Source organism: Thermophilibacter provencensis (genome assembly GCF_900128445.1).
Taxonomy (GTDB): Bacteria; Actinomycetota; Coriobacteriia; order Coriobacteriales; family Atopobiaceae; genus Thermophilibacter; species Thermophilibacter provencensis.
The window spans coordinates 1,684,705-1,704,601 of sequence record NZ_LT671417.1 but is presented as its reverse complement, the minus strand read 5'-3'; the positions used below and the strand labels follow the sequence as shown (position 1 = coordinate 1,704,601).

The window sequence follows — 19,897 nt, the reverse complement described above, 5'->3', positions numbered from 1 at the left end:
TCTCGCGTCCTTACGCCCCGGCGCCGAGCGCGGGGCAGATCTCATCCCCCGCCGCGGTCCGGCCCATCGAGCGCTCTCTCAGCCCCTCTAGTATAGCGAGAAGGTCGTCCGGCAGACGGTCGGCGATCTTGATGCGCTCCCCCGTCGCCGGGTGGTCGAAGGCGATGCTCCACGAGTGGAGGAACTGCCGCGAGAGCCCGAGGTTCAGCCGGGCGTCGCCGCGCCCGTAGAGCGGGTCGCCCACGAGGGCGTGGCCGATATGGCGCATGTGCACGCGAATCTGGTGCGTGCGCCCGGTGTAGAGGTGGCACTCCATGAGCGTGTACCCCTCGTCGCGCCGCCCCGCCTCGAAGCGCTCGAGCACGCGGAAGGTGGTGATGGCCTCGCGGGCGCCGGGCGCGTCCGAGACCGCCATGCGGATGCGGTCGCGCGTGGAGCGGGCGATGCCGGTGACGACGGTCCCCTCGTCGTGCGCCACGTAGCCGTGCGTGAGCGTGACGTAGCGGCGGTCGAGGACGCGCAGGCGGATGAGGTCCTGCAGGGCCCTCTGCGTGACGTCGTCCTTCGCGGCGACCATGAGGCCCGAGGTGTCCATGTCCAGGCGGTGCACGATGCCCGGGCGCTCCTCGCCCTGGAGCATGCCGAGGCGCGCGTAGCCGCAGTGCGCCACGAGCGCGTTGGCGAGCGTGTCGTCGACGTGGCCGGGGCTCGGGTGGCAGACGAGCCCAGCCTGCTTCGAGAGCACGATGAGGTGATCGTCCTCGAAGCGGATGTCGAGCGGGATGTAGGGGTTGGGGGCGAGCAGGCCGCTCGCGAGCTCGGGCTCGGGCTCGTCGAGGGTCGCGCGCACGCGGTCGCCGAGAAGGACCTTCTCGGACTTCGAGGTGGCGGGCGTCTCGTTGATGGTGACGGCGCCCTCCTCCACCAGCCGGGCGCACGCCGAGCGCGAGGGCATGCCGTCGCCCGTGGCGAGAAACGCGTCGAGCCGCATGCCGTCCGACTCCGGCCCCACGAGCAGGTTCACGATGCGCTGCGGCATGGGCGGGGCTCCTCTCTACGGGCGGGGTTCTTCCTGGCAGGCCATCGTAGCACGGCCGGCCCGGCGGCACGCGGCGCGCGAGGCGTGCAAAAGTGCCTGTCCCCTTTGCACGCTAGGCACGCTCGCGGGCGAGGTCCCAGCGCCAGTACAGGACGACGGCGAGCACGACGCCGCAGGTCACGAAGATGTCGGCGACGTTGAAGACGGCGAAGTCGACGAACGTCGTCTTGAAGAAGTCCGTGACGGCCCCGAGCGCCACGCGGTCGATCGCGTTGCCCACGCCGCCGCCCGCGACGGCGGCGACGGCGAGCAGGAGCGGCAGCGGCACGTCGGCGCGCCGCCACGCGACCACGAGCCCCGCGACGAGTATCGCGGCGGCGAGCACGACGAAGAGGGGGCCGCCGCCCTCGCCGAGCGAGAAGGCGGCGCCCGTGTTGTAGACGAGGCTCAGGTCCATCACGCCCGGGACGAGCGTCACGGGCTCGCCGGGGACGAGCGCTGAGCGCGCGGCGACCTTGCTCAGCTGGTCGAGCGCGACGATCGCGGCGGCAACCAGCGCGAAGAGCGCCAGCCGCCGCACGCGGGCGGGGCTCGTGGCGTCGGGGCCGGCCAAGTCCTACTCCCCGAGCGCGGCCACGGCGTGCGAGCAGCGCGGGCAGAGGCCGTCCTCGCCCAGCTCGCGGAAGTTCCAGCAGCGCGGGCACTTCTCGCCGCGGGCGGGCTCGACGGAGCAGGCGAGCTCCTCGCCCAGGGCGAGCGCGACCTCGGAGCAGACGAACGGCTCGGCAAGGTCGCAGCCCAGCTCGCCGGCGAGAAGCGCGTGCAGCTCCGCGGGGGCCGTCAGCGTGGCGCGGGCGGCCTGCGTGGTCTTCTCGGCAAGCGTGCCGTCGGCGATGGCGGTCTCATAGGCCTTGGTGAAGGCGGCGCGGGCCTCAACGACGGCGTCGTAGGCGGCGAGGTAAGGCTCGTACTCCTCGGCGGACCAGGGCGCCTGGTACCAGTCGAGAAGGGCGGCGAACTCCTGGCCGTCGCGCAGCGACTCCGGGAGGTAGCTCATGGCCTCGTCGGTGGTGTAGACGAGGATGGGCTGCAGGTCGTGCACAAGCATGGAGAGGATCTGCGCCCAGACGGTGAGCGCGGAGCGGCGCTCGAAGCCGTTCTTCTCGCCGCAGTAGACGCGGTCCTTGGTGGCGTTGAGGTAGCCGTTGGAGAGCTCCGTGATCACGTAGTCGTAGAGCGTGCGGTAGACCACGTTGAAGCGATAGGACTCGTAGGCGGCGCTCACCTGGTCGTGGACCTGGCAGAGGCGAGCGAGCGTGAGCTTGTCGTACGGGAGGAGCTCCTCCACGGGCACCGCGTCGGTCGCCGGGTCAAACTGCCCCTCGATCTCGCCCAGCAGGAAGCGCAGCGTGTTGCGGAAGCGGCGGTAGGCCTCGCCCACGTGGTCGAGGATCGTGCCGTCGCAGGGGATGTCGTTGGAGGTGTCGACGGAGGTGACCCACAGGCGCAGGATGTCGGCGCCGCGGGTATCGCACTCGGCATTGGGGTCGATGACGTTGCCGAGCGACTTGGACATCTTGCGGCCCTGGCCGTCGAGCGTGAAGCCCTGGGAGACCACGGACTTGTACGGGGCCACGCCATAGGCGCCCACGGAGGTCATGAGCGAGCTCATGAACCAGCCGCGGTGCTGGTCGGAGCCCTCGAGGTACATGTCGGCCGGGAAGGTGAGGTTGTCGCGGTGGCGGCAGACGGCGGTGTGGGAGACGCCGGAGTCCCACCACACGTCGAGGATGTCCCTGTTTGCCTTGAGGTGGTGCCCGCCGCACTTGGGGCAGACGCAGGCGTCGCCGAGGTAGCTCGCGGGGTCGTCGGTGAACCAGGCGTCGGAGCCCTTGCTCTGGAAGAGCCTAATGACGGCGTCGAGCGTGTCGTCGTTCATGACGGTCTCGCCGCAGTCCTGACAGGTGAAGGCGGGGATGGGCACGCCCCAGTTGCGCTGGCGGCTGATGCACCAGTCCGGGCGACCCTCGACCATCGAGCCGATGCGCTTAATGGCGTGGCTCGGGTAGAACTTCACCTTGGAGAGCTCCTCGAGCGCCTGCTCGCGGAGACTCTTGCCACCGCGCAGGGGCTTGTCCATCGAGACGAACCACTGGCTCGTAGCGCGGAAGATGACGGGCTCCTTGCAGCGCCAGCAGTGCGGGTAGCTGTGGGAGATGTCCTCGTGGAGGATGAGCACGCCGCGCTCGTGCAGCCACTCGATGATCTTGGGGTTGGCCTCGTTCACCTCCATGCCGGACCACGGGCCGCCCGTGCCCATGCCGTCGCCCACGAAGAAGCGGCCGTCGTCGTCGACCGGCATGACCGTGGGAATGCCGAACTTCTGGCCGGCGAGGTAGTCGTCCACGCCGTGGCCGGGCGCGCAGTGCACGATGCCCGTGCCGTCGTCCAGGGTGACGTAGTCGGCGTAGATGAACTCGCCCGTCTCGCCCTGCTCACCGAAGATCGGCTGCTTGTAGCGGTTGTGCGCGAGGGCCTCGCCGGTAGCGCGCCAGGGGGTGCCGTCCGCGCCAGCCACGAGGACCTTCTCGCCGTAGCCGAACTTCTCGACCAGGCGGTCGGCCAGCGCCTCGGCCACGATCTCGGCGCGGCCGTCGTGGACGAGCGCCACGTAGGTGGCCTCGGGGTGACAGATGACGGCGTCGTCGGCGGGAAGCGTCCAGGGCGTGGTGGTCCAGATGTCCACCCACAGGCGCCCGGCCCACTCCTCGAGGCCCGCGGGCACCGTGGTCATCTCAAAGCGCACGAAGATGGCGGGGCTGACCTCGTCGCCGTACTCGATCTCCGCCTCGGCGAGGGCCGTGTGGCAGTGCGAGCACCAGTGCACGGGCTTGGAGCCCTGCGTGATGGCGCCGGCGTCGAAGATGGCCTTGAAGATCTCGACGTCGGTGGCGTCGTAGTCGTTCACGTAGGTGAGGTAGGGGTTGTCCCACTCGCCGAGGACGCCCAGGCGCTTGAAGCCCTGGCGCTGGGTGTCCACCTGCTCGACGGCCATCGTGCGGCAGAGCTCGCGGACCTTCTCGGTGGGGAGCTGGTTGAACTTCTCCGTGCCGAGCATGGTCTCGACCTTGTGCTCGATCGGCTGGCCGTGGCAGTCCCAGCCGGGGACGTACGGCGTCTGGTAGCCGCGCATGGACCAGTAACGGTTGATGATGTCCTTGGAGATCTTGTTCTGCGCGTGGCCAAGGTGGATCGGGCCGTTGGCGTACGGGGGGCCGTCGTGCAGGACGAACTTCTCGTGCCCCTCGTTCTTGGCGATCATCTGCTCGTAGACGTGGTTCTCCTCCCACATGGCAAGCCGCTTGGGCTCGTTCTGCGAGAGGTTCGCCCGCATGGGAAAGCCCGTGCTCGGCAGGTTGGTCGTCTTCTTGTACTCGTTCTTCGCCACGCTATCCTCCTTCCGTGCAAAGGGGACAGTCCCTTTTGCACGCTCTCTGTGCAAGGGGGCCGCCCCCTTTGCACGTCGCCCTCGGGCACGAAAAAACGCGCCCGTCCCTCCTGCTGGGACGAAGCGCGCACGCGACTTCGCTTGTGAACCACCCAGCGAGCGGATGTCCGCCGTACTCGGCTGGCCTGTGTCGGCGGCCACTCCGGCGACGCCTACTCGCGCGGCGAGAAGAGCTTCCCTCTCGCCATGCTTTGGGGCCGCGGCTCAGGGGTGATCTTCGCCGGGACGCGGCCGCGGGATCCCACCGTCCCCGCTCTCTCTTGGCCGCGCGCCCCCGGGTACTCTCCCCGTCAACGCCTGTTGCAGCATGGTAGCACGTCTGGCACCGCCGCGGAGCGCGGTCGCGAAATGCGGACGTCGCGATGCCCCGGGCGCCGCCAGGAGGCCGGGGCCCGGAGCGCCGAGGAAACGGGCTCCAGACGCCACGCGCTCGTTTTGTAGTGTACTTTCTCGGCGCCCGCACAAATACACTACAAAACATAATCTCGAGAAATGCCTGCTAGACCGCTTGCACGGTTTGTAGTGTATCTCGCCAACCCGCTCGAAACCACACTACAAACGAGCTCGGCCGCGGCGCGCGCCCGACAAGGGCGCCCCTCGCGCCGGATGGCGGAGATGGGGGCCATTTGGGTCTCCCGCGTTACAAGCGCGTTCTACTCGCCGAATTGTGCGGTGCGAAATCGATACCGGCGGCACACCATGGAACGGATACGCGACGAGAAGGGACCCCGCATGCCTGACCGCAAGTACCTCGAGCTGCTCTCTGAGAAGTTCCCCACCGCGCAGTCCGCCTACACGGAGATCATCAACCTCGAGGCCATCCTCAACCTGCCCAAGGGCACCGAGCACTTCGTGTCCGACGTCCACGGCGAGTACGACGCCTTCAAGCACATCCTCAACAACTGCTCGGGCGTCATCCGCGAGCGCGTGCAGGCCACGTTCCGCTTCGAGCTCACCCACGACGAGCAGGCGGACCTCTGCACGCTCATCTACTACCCGCACCGAAAGCTCCGCCGCCTCAAGGCCTCGGGCGTCGTGAGCGCGGAGTGGTACGCCATCACGCTCATGCGGCTCGTGCGCCTGGCGCGCTACCTCTCCGACTCCTACACGCGCTCGAAGGTCCGCAAGGCCATGCCGGTGGAGTACGCCTACATCATCGACGAGCTCCTCCACGCCGCCCCCGGCGAGGGCGAGCAGCGCCAGCGCTACCACCAGCGCATCATTGACACGATCGTGGACACGGGCTCGGCGGACGACTTCATCGTGAGCCTCGCCTCGCTCATCAAGCGGCTCGCCGTTGACCACCTCCACCTCGTGGGGGACGTCTTCGACCGCGGCGCGCACGCCGACAAGATCCTCGACCGCCTGATGGAGTACCACTCCGTCGACCTGCAGTGGGGCAACCACGACATCGTGTGGATGGGCGCCGCCGCGGGCTCGGCCACGTGCCTCGCCGCCGTGATCCGCAACAACATCCGCTACGACTCGCTCAAGATCCTCGAGAGCGCCTACGGCGTCTCGCTGCGCGAGCTCGCGCTGTTCGCCGAGGCCACCTACGCGGCGGACGACGCCATGACGCCGCTCGAGAAGGCCATATCGGTCATCCTCTTCAAGCTCGAGGGGCAGACCATCGCGCGGCATCCCAACTGGCACATGGAGGACCGCCTGCTGCTTGGCCGCGTGGACCCCGCGCGCGGCGTGTGCGTGGTGGGAGACGGCGAGTACGAGCTCGTCTCGAGCGACTTCCCCACCCTGGACCCGAGCGACCCCTACGCGCTCTCCGATGACGAGGTCCGCGTCATGGACAACCTCCTCGAGGCCGTGCGCACCTCGTACAAGCTGCAGGCGCACGTGAACTTCCTCTATGACCGCGGGAGCGCCTACCTCGTCCACAACGACGACGTGCTCTTCCACGCATGCGTCCCCATGAACGAGGACGGGACCTTCCACCCCGTGAACCACCAGGGGCAGCTCCTCGCCGGCAAGGCCTACTACGACTACGCGGACCGCCTCGCCCGGCGCGCCTGGCACGAGCACGACGAGGTCTCGCTCGACTGGATGTGGTACCTGTGGTGCGGGCGCTACTCGCCGCTGTCCGGCCGCGTGGTCAAGACCTTCGAGCGGACCTACTTCAAGGACCGCTCGACCTGGGCCGAGCCGCGCGACCCCTACTACGCCCTCACGGACAACCCCGAGGTCTGCCGGCGCATCCTCGAGGAGTTCGGCGTCAACCCCGACCGCGGCCACATCATCAACGGCCACACGCCGGTCCACGCCGCCGACGGCGAGAAGGCCGTGCGGGCCGGCGGCCACCTCATAGTCATCGACGGCGGCTTCTGCCAGGCCTACCACAAGACGACGGGCATCGCGGGATACACGCTCATCGCAGACCCGCACGGCATGCGCATCAAGGCGCACCGCCCCTTCGGCTCGATCGCCGACGTGCTCGACCTCAACACGGACATCATGAGCGACGACGACCGCTTCGAGGTGAACCCTCGCCCGCTCACGATCAACGACACCGACACGGGGGCCGACATCCGCGAGCAGATCTCTGACCTGCGCGCCCTGCTCGACGGGTACCGCACGGGCGAGCTGCCCGAGCACGCCGGCGCGCGGGCCTGACGCCACCTTCGGCAGAGGCGGCCGCGGGCCCGGCCCCGTGCGTGCGGCGCGGCGCAAACCGGGAGATTGTCTGTTCCGGAACTAAGGGCTGATAATCTGGGTATCAGAAGACCCAAGTAAGAACACGCACGAAGGGTAGCCGCAACTCATGGACATGAACGAGAACAAGCGTCGGCGCTCGATGCTGCTCTACATCCTGATCGCGCTCATCGCGTACCTCGCGATCAGCCAGACGCTCGGTACCAACCTCACCGCGCGCCAGGTGCAGGACGTGAGCTACACCGAGTTCCTCACGATGGTCGACGAGGGCCAGGTCAAGAAGGTCGACCTCAACACCGGGGACAACACCCTCACCTTCACGACCGGCGAGGGCGACAGCGAGAAGATCTACGAGACCACGATGTGGCCGGGCGACAGCACGCTCATCGAGCGGCTCGACGAGCACAACGTCGACGCCAACGCCAACATCCCGGACACCTCCGGGGACATGTGGCTCATGCTGCTCATCTCCTACGGCCTGCCGATCCTCATCTTCCTCGGCATCGGCTGGTGGCTCAACCGCCGCATGAAGAAGGCGATGGGCGACGACGGCCCCTCGATGAACTTCGGCGGGGGCGGCTTTGGCATGGGAGGCGGCCTCGGCAAGTCCAACGCCAAGGAGATCAAGGGCGAGGAGACCGGGGTCACGTTCAAGGACGTGGCGGGCCAGGACGAGGCCAAGGAGTCCCTCCAGGAGATCGTGAGCTTCCTCAAGAACCCCGAGAAGTACAACGAGATCGGCGCCCGCTGCCCCCGCGGCGCGCTGCTCGTGGGCCCTCCGGGCACGGGCAAGACGCTCCTGGCCAAGGCCGTCGCCGGCGAGGCGGGCGTCACGTTTTTCCAGATCGCCGGATCGGCCTTCGTCGAGATGTTCGTCGGCCGCGGCGCCGCCAAGGTGCGCGACCTCTTCAAGCAGGCGAGCGAGAAGGCCCCCTGCATCGTCTTCATCGACGAGATCGACGCCGTGGGCAAGCGCCGCGACTCCTCGCTCAGCTCCAACGACGAGCGCGAGCAGACCCTGAACCAGCTCCTCTCCGAGATGGACGGCTTTGACAACCACAAGGGCATCGTCGTCCTGGCCGCCACCAACCGGCCGGAGACGCTCGACCAGGCGCTGCTTCGTCCGGGCCGCTTCGACCGTCGCATCCCGGTGGAGCTTCCCGACCTCGTCGGCCGCGAGGCCATCCTCAAGATCCACGCCAACGACGTGAAGATGGAGCCGGGCATCGACCTCGGCGTCGTGGCGCGCTCCACGCCCGGCGCCTCGGGAGCCGACCTCGCGAACATCATCAACGAGGCCGCGCTGCGCGCCGTGCGCTTCGGCCGCAGCCGCGTCACGCAGGAGGACCTGCTGGAGTCCGTCGACGTGGTCATCGCGGGCGAGAAGAAGAAGTCCACCGTTCTCTCGCAGCACGAGAAGGAGGTCGTCTCCTACCACGAGACCGGCCACGCCATCGTTGCGGCGATGCAGAAGGGCTCGGCCCCCGTCTCGAAGATCACCATCGTGCCGCGCACCTCGGGAGCGCTCGGCTTCACCATGCAGGTCGAGGAGGACGAGCACTTCCTCACCACGCGGCAGGAGGCCAAGGACAAGATCGCCGTCCTCTGCGGCGGACGCGCCGCCGAGGAGCTCATCTTCAGCGAGATGACCACCGGCGCCTCCAACGACATCGAGAAGGCCACGCAGCTCGCGCGTGCCATGGTCACGCAGTACGGCATGTCGGACAAGTTCGGCATGGTCCAGCTCGGCCAGCCCGCGAGCCGCTACCTCGGCGGAGGCCAGCAGCTCACGTGCTCCGAGGGCACCGCCCAAGAGATTGACGCCGAGGTGCAGCGCCTCGTAGAGGAGGGGCATCAGACCGCGCTCAGGACGCTGCGCGAGAACCGCTTCAAGCTGCACGAGATCGCCCACTACCTTCAGAAGAAGGAGACCATCACGGGCGACGAGTTCATGAACATCCTCACCCGCGACGACGGCTTCGCCCCCAAGATGCCGACGCCGCCCGCCGAGTAGCGGCCGCTGTCCGCGAGCACCAAGCACGAGGCGCCTCCCCCACCGCTCACTGCTTAGCAGAAGCCGCGTGAGGGAGGCGCTTCTTCATGGGACGGCGCGCGGATTCGGAGCTGCTCATGGCGCGGACTCACTTCCGCATCTGCGTGCCGTGCCGTACTCATTTTCGCAACTGCGCACGGAACGGCACTCATTTCCGGAACTGAGTGCGCCGCAGCACGGCACTCACGCCCGCAACCGCATTCAATGCAGCACGCACATCCGCAACTGTGCGCAGCGTGGTACTCATATCCAGAATTGTGCATATCTCGGTACTCATTTCCGGAGCTGTGTACGACGCAGCACGCACTTCCGGATATGAGTGCCGCCTCGGGCCGGCGTCGGCGCCGGGCAAACCAAAACCCGAGGTTCTTCTCGCCCGACCCGACCGGCTGCGCGCTGAGGAGGCACTCACTTCCGGATGTGCGCACCGCGCCGCACGCAAATCCGAAAGTGAACACCGCTTCGTACTCATTTCTGCAACTGAGCACCCGAGCGTGTTTCGTGGCGCACGGGCGGCGGACGGTCGGACTGTGGCCGGGAGCGGTCGGCCGCGGCACGCCTTCTTCGAGTACCTCGTCTTATGTCAAGTTGTATGACCTGCGCGAACGGATGGTCTGGTCAGCGTCGCGCACGCTTCGCGGCAGCAAGCTGGCGAGCTTTCGCACAATCCCCAGCCGGGACGACCCGCAGCGCGCTACGCTCGATGCATGATGACCATCTGCCTTTCACATACCACTGCACTCGAGGTTCTCCGCTGCTGGAACGCGCCGCGACTCCTAGAGCGGGGCCGGCAAGAAGGGTCTGCTCGACCGCCAGAGCGCATGCCCGAACTGCGGAGATGCGATGAGGCCCTGGGGCGCGTCGAGGCGCTCTCGGCGCTCCGGCCGCCCTATCACGTCATCGTCTCCGGAACGACGGCGCGACATCGCTCCGAGCTGCTCGTCGCGCACCAGACGCAGGCGCTCCAACCGCCCGGCTCGTTCTTCTCGCTCTCCCCCGAGGTGCACTGCGCGTCGCCGGAGCTCGTCCTGCTCCAGATGGCGGAGTATGCCACCGACCTCGAGCTCCTTCTCCTCGTGGACGAGCTCTGCGGGCACTACGGGATTCAGCCGCGCGCAAGCAAGGGACTCGTCAAGCGATCGGACCCGCTCACGAGCACGAGGCGAATCCTGGACTACCTCGACCGCGCGAGCACGCCCCGCGGGGCATCGAAGCTTCGGCGCGCCGTCGGACGCGCGCGGGAGCGCTCCGGGTCGCCGCGCGGGAGCAAGACGGTCCATCGCCTCGAGTTCTCCCCGCGCCTCGGCGGGTACGGCCTCGAGGTCGTGGCGCTCAACGACCCGGTCCTCGTCGAGCGCGCCGATGCGACGCTTGCCGCGTCGCGCGAGCGCATCAGAAAGCCCGACATCATGCTGCTCGCTCCAGCGGACGCGCCGGAGGGCTCCATCCCGTTTCGCGGCTGCGCCCTCGACTACCAGGGAGGCTATCATCGCGACGAGATTCAGGCCGGGCGCGACACCAATCGTCGCAACGAGCTGCTCGCCTGCGGCGTCAAGCCGTACGAGATCGAGAAGGAGCACTACGACGACCCCGACTACCTCGACTGGCTCGTCTCGCACATCCGCCGCGACCTCGGGCTCGAGGAGCTGCGGCTCAGGCCGGGGGCGCTGGAGGCGAGGCGGGCGCGGCGCGAGCGCCTCTGGCATGACCTCGAGCGAATCGACGGCCTCACCTGGACCGGGCGGTCCGACCACCTCCTCATGGAGGGGTCGCGCGAGCTCCCACGCGAAGCGGCGACGTAGTCACGGCTCTTGGGTCACGGTACGCAAATCCAGAATTGAGCATGAAATGATACGCAGTTCCGGAGATGCGTATCACGCCGTACACAGATGCGGAACTGAGTGCCGACTCTCGGCGTCGATGAGACGCAATTCCAGGTTTGGAGGCCATGGGGGCTTCGGGTGGTACGCAAATGCGGAAATGAGTACCACGCCGTACGCAGTTCCGGAAGTGAGCACCATCCAGTACTCAGATGCGGAGCTGAGTGCCCATGACTTAAGGCAGAGCGAAGAGGCAGCGGAACGAGGGCGCCAGCGCGCCAGAAAGGACGGCGCGCCGCAAGGGACAACGCAGCGGCGAGACGCGCGGCGTGCGGCAGAGCGCCGCGACCGAGAAGAACGTCGCGCTAGCGAGAAAAACGCCCCGAGATCGCGGCCCTACCTGAAGAGCTGCCAGAAGGCGACGGCTGAGCTCGCGGCCACGTTCAGCGAGTCGACGCCACGCGACATGGGGATGATGACCGATCGGTCGCAGGCGGCAAGCGCCCGGCGTGAGAGCCCGTAGCCCTCGCTGCCGAAGAGCAGGGCGCGCCGGTCGCCCGCGAGAAGCGCCGGGTCGTCGAGGGGCAGCGCGCCCTCCTCGAGCGCAAGCGCCAGAACCGAGAAGCCCCGCCCGCGCAGCCCCTCGAGCGTGGCCTCGGGCCAGGAGGCCTCGTCGGCGCGCGCCCACGGAAGCTTGAAGACGCACCCCATCGAGACGCGGACGGCCCGGCGCACGTAGGGGTCGGCGCAGCGCGGCGAGAGGATCGCGGCGTCCGCCCCGAGCGCGGCGGCGGAGCGGAAGAGCGCTCCCACGTTGGTCACGTCCACGAGGTCCTCGAGCACGACGACCCTGCGGGCCCCCTCGAGGGCGGCCTCAACCGAAAGTGGGCGCGGGCGGCGCATCGCGCAGAGGAAGCCGCGCGTCACGCGGTACCCGCAGAGCCGCTCCATCTGCTCGCCGGTCAGCACGAAGGCCGGCACGTCCCCCGCGCGCTCGAGCAGTGCCGAGCAGGTCGAGAGATGCCGCTCGTCGACGAGGAACGAGACCGGCTCCACCCCCTCTTCCAGCGCCACCTCGACGACGAGCGGCGACTCTGCGACGAGGAGCCCGCGCCCCGCCTCGACCCCCGCGCGGAGCTGATGGTCGGTGAGCCGGGCGAAGACGTCGAGCCTCGGGTCCTCGAGCCCCTCGAGCCGGACGGTGTGTGCCATTCCTCCCCCTTTTGATGACGGGACGCGATCTGAGCGGAATCTGTCGCGCCTGTAGGGTACGATAGCCGAGACGGCCGCCGGCCGCCAGGAACCGCACACGAGCTACCTAGGGTGGATCATCGCATGCCTAGCCATATGAAGAAGCAGACCGACTCGCGCCCTGCCGAGGGGGCCGCCCCCGGCGCGAGCTTTATCCCCGGCCCCGAGAGCGCCTTCGTTACCCCCGTCTCCGACGGCCCGACGCCCCAGCGCCCGCGCCGCCGGCTCCTGTGGGCCATACCCGCCGTCATCGTCGTCCTTCTCGCCGGCGCCTACGTGGCGGGGGGCGTCTACTTTCAGTCGAACTTCATGCCGGGAACCACGCTCGACGGGGCCGACGTCTCCCTGCGCTCCGTCGAGGAGGTCGCGGCCGAGAAGACCGCGTCGCTCGACGGATATGCCCTCCACATCACGGGGCAGGGGCTCGACCTCACCGTCTCCGCCCCCGAGATCGGCCTCTCCTACGACGGGACCGCGTACGCGCAGGCCGCGCTCGAGCAGGTGAACCCCTGGGCCTGGCCCCTCGAGGTCGCCGGCACGCGCGACCTCACGCTCGAGGCCGACCCCGTCTTCGATGCCGACAAGCTCGCGCAGATCGTGACGCCTGCCGTCGAGGAGCGGGTCCGCGCCGCCGAGGAGACCACCGGGCTTGGGGTCTCCTACAGCGCCGAGGCGGGCGCCTACGTCGTCGACGAGCACGCCGCAGCGAGCCTGCTCGACGCGACGGCCGTGTGCGAGCGCGTGAAGCAGGCCGTCTCCGAGCTCTCCCCCACCGTCGAGATCGGCGACGAGTGCCTCTCCGACGCGAGCGCGCTCCAGGCCGCCGCGGACGCCGCGAACACCTACCTCGCCTCCGCGGGAACGACCCTGCTCATCAGCGGCCAGCTCGTGCTCGACGTGAGCCCCGACCTCGTCTCCAGCTGGGTGGCGATCGGCGAGGACCTCTCGGTCTCGCTCAACGAGGACGCCATTGGCGAGTGGGTGCACGAGAACGTCGGCGCGCTCGACACCGTGGGGAAGACCCGCACCTACACCCGCCCCGACGGCAAGCAGGTGAGCGTCTCTGGCGGGTCGTGGGGCATCGTCACCAACGAGGCGGAGACCACGACGGCCCTCGTCTCCGCGATCAAGGGCGGCTCGCCCCAGGCCATCGAGATTCCCCTCAAGCAGAGCACGGGCTTCGCCCCCGACCAGGGAGGGCGCGACTGGGGCAACCGCTACATCGACATCGACATCTCCGAGCAGTACGTGCGCATGTACGGCGATGACGGCTCGCTCATCTTTGAGTCGGCATGCGTCACGGGCGACCCGACCCAGGGCTACGACACGCCCACGGGCGTCAACCCCATCAACTCCTACAAGGCGCTCGACCAGACGCTCAAGGGGCTTGACTACGACGAGGACGGCGAGCCCGACTACGAGAGCCACGTCAACTACTGGATCCCCTTCGTGGGCAACCTCGTGGCGCTCCACGACGCCGACTGGCGCAGCAACTTCGGCGGGACCATCTACCAGGGCAACGGCAGCCACGGCTGCGTGAACCTGCCCCTCGGCAAGGCGGCCGAGCTCTACGACCTCACCAAGGTCGGCGACGGCGTGGTGGTCCACTACTAGGCGACGGCAAAGGCGACCTGACAAAGGTGACAGGGTCAACTGTCATGAAAATCATGACAGTTGACCCTGTCACCTTTGTCAGGTCCGGGATGCAGGCTAGAACGGAAGCCCGTTGCCGCCGCCCATGTTGCGCATCATCTGCTGCATGGCGCGACGCCCCTTCTTGGCGCCCTTGCGACCGCCGCCCTGCTGCATCATGCCCTTCATGCGGCCGACCATCTTGTTCATCTCGTCCCACTGCTTGATGAGCTGGTTGACCTCCTGCACGGTTCGGCCCGAGCCGGCCGCGATGCGCCGGCGGCGCTGGCCGTTGATGATCTTGGGGCGCAGGCGCTCCTCGCGGGTCATGGAGCGGATGATGGCCTCGATGCGCGTCATCTGCGAGTCGTCCACCGCCGCCGCGGGCGCCTGTGCCATCGCCCGCTCCATGCCCGGGATCATGCCCATGATCTTCTGGAGGCCGCCCATCTTGCGGATCTGCTGCATCTGCGCGAGGAGGTCGTCCATCGTGAAGCCCTCGCGGAGCATGCGCTCGGCGTCCTCGATCTGCTGCTCGTCAGCGACCTTCTGGGCCTGCTCGATGATGCCCACCACGTCGCCCATGCCGAGGATTCGCTTTGCCATGCGGTCGGGATGGAAGACCTCGAGCGAGTCGGGCTTCTCCCCCATCGAGACGAACTTGATCGGCTTGCCGGTGACCTCGCGGACGGAGAGCGCGCCGCCGCCGCGGGCGTCGCCGTCGAGCTTGGACATGATGACGCCGTCGAAGTCCACGCGATTGGCGAACTCCGTGACCACGTTCACGATGTCCTGGCCCGTCATGGCGTCCACCACCATGAGGATCTGGTCGGGGCGCACGGCCTGCTTGATGGCCACGGCCTCCTGCATCATCTCCTCGTCGATCTGGAGGCGGCCGGCCGTGTCCACGATCACGATGTCGTTCAGGTGGTCGACCGCCTCGCGGATGGCCCCCTCGGCCACGGCCACGGCGTCCTTGCCGTCGCCGCGGAAGACCGAGACGCCGATCTCGCCGCCGAGGGTGGCGAGCTGGTCGGCGGCGGCCGGGCGATGCGTGTCGCACGCGGCGAGAAGCGGGCTGTGGCCCTGGGACTTGAGCAGGTAGGCGAGCTTGGCCGCGGCGGTGGTCTTGCCCGAGCCCTGCAGGCCCACGAGCATGATCACGTTGGGCGTGCGGTTCTGGGCCAGCGTGAGCTTGGAGTCCGTGGAGCCGAGAAGGACGGTGAGCTCGTCGAGAACGATGCGCACGACGTTTTGCGCCGGCGAGAGCGAGTCGAGGACGTCCGCGCCGAGGCACTTCTCCTTGCAGCGCCCGACGAAGCCCTTGACCACGCGGTAGTTGACGTCTGCCTCGAGCAGCGCCATGCGGATCTCTCGCATGGCGACGTTGATGTCGTCCTCCGTGAGGCGGCCCTTGCCGCGCAGAGAGTCGAAGGTGTCCTGGAGACGGTCCGAGAGAGAGCTGAACACTGCCATGGCTTACATCCCTTCACCCACGAGCGCGCGGCAGAAGTCGAGCGCGTCAAAGGACTGGAGGTCGTCGATGGACTCGCCCACGCCGATCCGGTAGATGGGCAGGCCGAGCTGGCTGGAGATGGCGAGCGCGATGCCGCCCTTGGCGGTGCCGTCGAGCTTGGTGACGATGAGGCCGTCGAGCTCGAGGGCGTCATTGAACTCGCGCGCCTGGTTGAGGCCGTTCTGACCCGTCGTGGCGTCGATGACGAGCACCACCGTCACGGGGGCCGCGGAGCGCTTCCTGGTGACGTTCACGACCTTGGCGAGCTCGCGCATGAGGTCGGCGGAGGTGTGGAGGCGCCCGGCGGTGTCGATGAGCGTGAGCTGCGCCCCGCGGCGCTCGGCCTCGTCCACCACGTCGTAGCAGACGCTCGCGGGGTCGGCCCCGCGCTCGCGGGTGATGACGTCGACGCCCGCGCGCTGGCCCCAGACCTCGAGCTGCTCGATCGCGGCGGCGCGGAACGTGTCCGCCCCGCCGATCAGGCACGGGACGCCCGCCTCGCGCGCGCGCCCGGCGAGCTTGCCCACCGTCGTCGTCTTGCCGGCGCCGTTGATGCCCACGAACAGCACCGTGCTCGGGAGGTCTGAGAACGGGTCGCGCCCCGCCTCGGGGAACTCGGCCGCAAGGCGTCGCGCGAGGGCGTCGCGCAGCTGCTCGGCGCGGGAGAGGTTCTCGCGGGCCGCCTGCTCGCGCAGGTCGTCGGTCACGCGCATGGCCACCTCGGCGCCCATGTCGCCCATGACGAGCGTGTCCTCGAGGTCCTCCCAGAAGTCCTCGTCGACCTCGCCGCCCATGTAGAAGATCTCGTTGATGGCCTCGCGCGAGCGCTGGAGGCCCCTCTTCAGGCTGTCGAGAAAGCCCATCTATGCATCTACCACCTTTCCTGTCGCACGGTCGAGCCGCTGCGAGACCACGCGGCTCACGCCGTCGGCCTGCATCGACACGCCGTAGAGGACGTCCGCCTGCTCCATCGTGCGCCGCTGGTGGGAGATCACGATGAGCTGCGTGCTCTCCTTGAGCCGCTCGATGGCGTCGAGCAGCTTGGAGAGGTTGGAGTCGTCGAGCGCCGCCTCGACCTCGTCGAAGACGTAGAACGGGACCGTGCGGACCTTGTAGACCGCGAAGAGCAGCGCAAGGGCCGTGAGCGACTTCTCGCCGCCGCTCATGAGCATCATCTTGGAGAGGCGCTTGCCGCGGGGCTGCGCCACGATCTCGATGCCCGTCTCGGAGGGGTTCTCGGGGTCGGTCATCTCGATGTGCGCCTGCCCGCCCGGGAAGAGCAGCGAGAAGATCTCGGAGAAGTTCTCGTTGACCTTGTCGAACACCACGAGGAAGCGGTTGCGCATCTTCCGCTCGATCGCCGCCGTGATCTTCTTGAGCGACGCTCGGGCGCTCTCGAGGTCCTCAACCTGCTCGGAGATGTAGTCGTGACGCTGCTTGAGCCGCAGGTACTCGTCCATGGCGACCTCGTTCACGGGGCCGATGGACTCGAGCTGGCGCCCGATCTCGGCGACGCGACGCTCCGCGGCGTCGCGGTCCTCCGGCGCGGGGATGGAAAGCGCGTCGTCGAGGACGGCACCCGTCGCCGTGATGGCGTTGATGGCGGTCTCCACCTGGACCTCGAGCCTGCCGAGGTCGACCTTGACCTCGTTCGCCGCCGAGCGGGCGCGCTCGAGCTCCTCCGAGGCGGCGCTCACGGCGGCCTTGGCGTCGCCGATCGTGCGCTTGAGGGAGTCGGAGTCGGCCTCGGCGAGCGACGCGCGGTCCCTGAGGCGCGCCGCCCACTCGAGGGCGCGCGAACGGATGGCGTCGTAGCGGTCATGGAGCGGGTCCACGCGCAGGCGGACCACCTCGAGCGAGCGAGAGCCGCGCTCGGTCGCCTCGATCCGCTCGTCGAGCTCCGCGACGCGCCTCGAGAGCTCGCGCTCGCGCGTGGCGAGGTTGCCCCGGCGCTCGGACGCCATGGCGAGCTCCAGGCGCGCGTCGGAGAGCTCGCGGCTCGCCCTGCCCTGCTCGCGGATGGCCTCCTCGTGCGCGTCGGAGCGCTCCGAGAGCTCGGCGGCCAGCTCGTCCGCGCGCTCGCGGGCCTCGCGCGCCGCCGCGCGGTGCCCGTCGATCTTCCCGCGCGCCTCGCGGGCGCGCTCGCGCGACGCGGCGCGCCGCTTCTCCACCTGGGCGAGCTCGGAGCGCGCGCTCGCGAGCTGGGCCTCGAGGCGGCCGCGCTCGGAGATGGCCGAGGAGAGCTCGGCGGAGAGGCGGGCGACCTCGCCCTTCGCTGACGCGGCCGACTCGCGCGACGCGGCGAGCTCGCGCTCGGCGCGCCCCACCGCCTCGCCGGCGGCGTCGAGCGCCTCGCGCAGCGAGGCCATGCCCTCGTCGAGCTCGCGGATGCGCCGCTTGCGCTCGAGCGCGCCCGCCTCGCTCGAGGGGGCGTCGCCAACGCGCACGCGGCCGTCGGGCAGGACGGTCACGCCGTCGGCGGTGACGTAGGTGCGGGAGGGGTCCTTCTCGTGCGCGCGGACCGCCTCGCCCGCCCCGCCGACGAGGCGGACGTCGCCGAGAAGGGCCTCGAGCAGCGGGCGCGCGCCGTCGGGCACGCGCAGGCGGGCGAGGAGCGACTCCCCCGCCGCGTCGGCGTCGCCCCTCGGCGGGCGGGCGGCCTCGCGGGCGAGGATGGTCGCGCGCCCCCCGGCGTCCGCGAGGCCGAGGGCGGACTCGGCGAGCGCCGCCGCTTCCGCGCCGCCGGAGACCACGAGGGCCGCGAGGTCGTCGCCGAGCAGCCGCTCGACGAGCTCCTCGACGGAGGGCTCGGCGTCGATGAGGTCGGCGAGGCGGCACTCGACGCGCTCCCCGGCGCGCTCGGCGAGGGCGGCCACGAGCGGGCTCGACGACTCCACGTCCGCGTCGACGGCGCGCAGCGCGTCGAGCGTGGCCTCGGCCGAGGAGAGCTCGGCGCGGGCGGCGGACTCCTCGCGGCGCGCGGAGGAGAGCGCGGCGTCATGCGCCGCGATCTCGCGCGCGAGCGCGTCGGCCCTCTCGCGGGCGGCGGCGAGCTCGCCCTCGAGGCGCTCCGCCGCCGAGGCGCGCTCCTCGAGGGCCTCCTCGGCGGTCCGGGCGGTCTCGTCGAGCTGGTCGATGCGCGAGACGAACATCTGGTCCTCGACCTCGGCGCTCGAGATCTGCTCCTCGAGCTTCGCGTAGGCGAGCGTCTCTCGGTCGGCCTCGGAGCGGGCGGCGCGCTCGGCGGCGGTGATGCGGCCGATCTCCGCGTCGAGCGCGCGGCGGCGCTCCACGGCCTCGTGCGAGGCCGACGCGGGCTCGGCGGCGCGGCGCTTGAGGTCCTCCTCGCGGACCGCGGTGTCGGAGAGCTCCGCCGCGAGGCGCTCGTGCTCTGAGGCGGCGTCGGCGCGCTGCTTCTCCATCGCGGAAAGCTGCATCCGCATGTCGGAGAGGCGCGAGACCATGTTCTTGCCCTTCTCCTCGAGCAGGCGCATGTCGGAGTCCATGCGGCCGAGGAGGTCCTGCATGCGGCGGCGCTGCTCGCCGAGGTCGCCCACGAAGAGGCCCTTCTGCTCGAGCAGCGACTGGAGCTTCTCGAGCTCCGCGCTCTTCTCGTCGAAGCGGTACTGGGCGAGCTCGATGGCCGCGTCGGCCTCGCGCCCGCGCGCGGAGAGCCGGTTGTAGCCCTCCTGGAGCGTGCGCAGGTCGTCGACCGCGAGCTGCACCCTGAGCCCCTTGAGCTCGTCCTCGAGGTCGTGCGCGCGCTTCGCCTTGTCGACCTGCCGCTCGAGGGGCTTGAGCTGGCGGGATATCTCGCGCGAGAGGAGCTTGGCGCGCGAGAGGTTCTCGTCCATGGAGGCGAGCTTGCGCTGGCTGCGCTCCTTGCGGCGGCGGTGCTTGGAGATGTCTGCCGCCTCCTCGATGAGGGCGCGGCGCTCCTCGGGGCGGCTCGAGAGGATGGAGTCGAGCTTGCCCTGGGAGATGATCGAGTGGGTGTCCTTGCCAAGGCCCGAGTCGTGCAGGATGTCCTGGACGTCCATGAGGCGCGAGGGGGCGCCGTTGATGAGGTACTCGGACTCGCCGGAGCGGTACATCCGGCGCGTGATGCCCACCTCGGAGAAGTCGATCGGCAGCGTGTGGTCGGAGTTGTCCAGCACGAGCGTCACCTCGGCCACGCCCACGGCGCCGCGCGCGGAGGATCCGGAGAAGATGACGTCCTCCATGGCCTGGCCGCGCAGCTGCTTGGCGCTCTGCTCGCCGAGGACCCAGAGGATGGAGTCGGAGACGTTGGACTTGCCCGACCCGTTGGGGCCCACGACCACGGTGAGGCCGGGGTCGAAGACCATCTGCGTCTTGTCCGCGAAGGACTTGAAACCCTTGAGCGTGAGCGACTTGAGGTACACGGGGCCTGCCT

The 19,897-nt window shown here is 69.2% G+C and carries 11 protein-coding genes; 4 read left to right on the top strand and 7 right to left on the bottom strand.

Features of this window, described 5'->3' with window-relative positions; genetic code table 11:
• Nucleotides 1–10: 10 nt before the first annotated feature.
• The 3 genes from BQ7391_RS07600 to ileS all read right to left on the bottom strand — a co-directional run bounded on the left by BQ7391_RS07600 (nt 11) and on the right by ileS (nt 4,433).
• Nucleotides 11–1,039 (bottom strand): RluA family pseudouridine synthase, encoded by a 1,029-nt coding sequence (locus BQ7391_RS07600; RefSeq protein WP_075280054.1) that lies wholly within the window; start codon nt 1,037–1,039, stop codon nt 11–13.
• Between the two features lie 112 nt (nt 1,040–1,151).
• Nucleotides 1,152–1,652, bottom strand: coding sequence for a signal peptidase II (gene lspA, locus BQ7391_RS07595; protein ID WP_075280053.1), 501 nt, complete (start codon nt 1,650–1,652; stop codon nt 1,152–1,154).
• A 3-nt stretch (nt 1,653–1,655) separates the two neighbouring features.
• Nucleotides 1,656–4,433 (bottom strand): isoleucine--tRNA ligase, encoded by a 2,778-nt coding sequence (gene ileS / locus BQ7391_RS07590; RefSeq protein WP_216628542.1) that lies wholly within the window; start codon nt 4,431–4,433, stop codon nt 1,656–1,658.
• An 846-nt stretch (nt 4,434–5,279) separates the two neighbouring features.
• Between ileS and BQ7391_RS07585 the strand changes: the two genes are divergently transcribed.
• The 3 genes from BQ7391_RS07585 to BQ7391_RS07575 all read left to right on the top strand — a co-directional run bounded on the left by BQ7391_RS07585 (nt 5,280) and on the right by BQ7391_RS07575 (nt 11,066).
• Entirely contained in the window at nt 5,280–7,172 is a 1,893-nt protein-coding gene (locus BQ7391_RS07585; protein ID WP_075280051.1) for a fructose-1,6-bisphosphatase, read from the top strand.
• 148 nt (nt 7,173–7,320) lie between these two features.
• Nucleotides 7,321–9,225: an ATP-dependent zinc metalloprotease FtsH gene (gene ftsH, locus BQ7391_RS07580; RefSeq protein ID WP_075280050.1), complete on the top strand. Its 1,905-nt coding sequence runs from the start codon at nt 7,321–7,323 to the stop codon at nt 9,223–9,225.
• Between the two features lie 860 nt (nt 9,226–10,085).
• On the top strand, nt 10,086–11,066 hold the full coding sequence (locus BQ7391_RS07575) for a hypothetical protein (RefSeq protein ID WP_075280049.1): 981 nt from the start codon (nt 10,086–10,088) through the stop codon (nt 11,064–11,066).
• A 414-nt stretch (nt 11,067–11,480) separates the two neighbouring features.
• Here the strand turns inward: BQ7391_RS07575 and BQ7391_RS07570 are convergent, their stop codons facing one another.
• A complete protein-coding gene (locus BQ7391_RS07570; RefSeq protein ID WP_075280048.1) occupies nt 11,481–12,296 on the bottom strand; it encodes a TrmH family RNA methyltransferase in 816 nt (271 codons plus the stop codon).
• A 123-nt stretch (nt 12,297–12,419) separates the two neighbouring features.
• Here BQ7391_RS07570 and BQ7391_RS07565 point away from each other — a divergent pair, with 123 nt between their 5' ends.
• Nucleotides 12,420–13,949: a L,D-transpeptidase family protein gene (locus BQ7391_RS07565; RefSeq protein WP_083662157.1), complete on the top strand. Its 1,530-nt coding sequence runs from the start codon at nt 12,420–12,422 to the stop codon at nt 13,947–13,949.
• 96 nt (nt 13,950–14,045) lie between these two features.
• On the opposite strand, the gene ffh is transcribed toward BQ7391_RS07565, so the two are convergent.
• The 3 genes from ffh to smc are packed head-to-tail and all read right to left on the bottom strand — an operon-like array spanning nt 14,046 to nt 19,886.
• Complete coding sequence (gene ffh / locus BQ7391_RS07560; RefSeq protein ID WP_075280929.1) at nt 14,046–15,437, bottom strand: signal recognition particle protein; 1,392 nt, start codon at nt 15,435–15,437, stop codon at nt 14,046–14,048.
• Nucleotides 15,438–15,446: 9 nt separating this feature from the next.
• Nucleotides 15,447–16,346, bottom strand: coding sequence for a signal recognition particle-docking protein FtsY (gene ftsY / locus BQ7391_RS07555; RefSeq protein ID WP_075280046.1), 900 nt, complete (start codon nt 16,344–16,346; stop codon nt 15,447–15,449).
• Nucleotides 16,347–19,886 carry a chromosome segregation protein SMC gene (gene smc / locus BQ7391_RS07550; protein WP_075280045.1) on the bottom strand — a complete coding sequence of 1,180 codons (3,540 nt, stop codon included), beginning with the start codon at nt 19,884–19,886 and terminating at the stop codon, nt 16,347–16,349.
• Between the last annotated feature and the right edge of the window lie 11 nt (nt 19,887–19,897).

Excerpts from the sequence above, each read along its gene's own strand:
- BQ7391_RS07600 (WP_075280054.1), bottom strand. The coding sequence starts at position 1,039 with ATGCCGCAGCGCATCGTGAACCTGCTCGTGGGGCCGGAGTCGGACGGC.
- ileS (WP_216628542.1), bottom strand. The coding sequence starts at position 4,433 with ATGCGGGCGAACCTCTCGCAGAACGAGCCCAAGCGGCTTGCCATGTGG.
- BQ7391_RS07585 (WP_075280051.1), top strand. The coding sequence starts at position 5,280 with ATGCCTGACCGCAAGTACCTCGAGCTGCTCTCTGAGAAGTTCCCCACC.
- ftsH (WP_075280050.1), top strand. The coding sequence starts at position 7,321 with ATGGACATGAACGAGAACAAGCGTCGGCGCTCGATGCTGCTCTACATC.
- BQ7391_RS07575 (WP_075280049.1), top strand. The coding sequence starts at position 10,086 with ATGCCCGAACTGCGGAGATGCGATGAGGCCCTGGGGCGCGTCGAGGCG.
- BQ7391_RS07570 (WP_075280048.1), bottom strand. The coding sequence starts at position 12,296 with ATGGCACACACCGTCCGGCTCGAGGGGCTCGAGGACCCGAGGCTCGAC.
- BQ7391_RS07565 (WP_083662157.1), top strand. The coding sequence starts at position 12,420 with ATGCCTAGCCATATGAAGAAGCAGACCGACTCGCGCCCTGCCGAGGGG.
- ftsY (WP_075280046.1), bottom strand. The coding sequence starts at position 16,346 with ATGGGCTTTCTCGACAGCCTGAAGAGGGGCCTCCAGCGCTCGCGCGAG.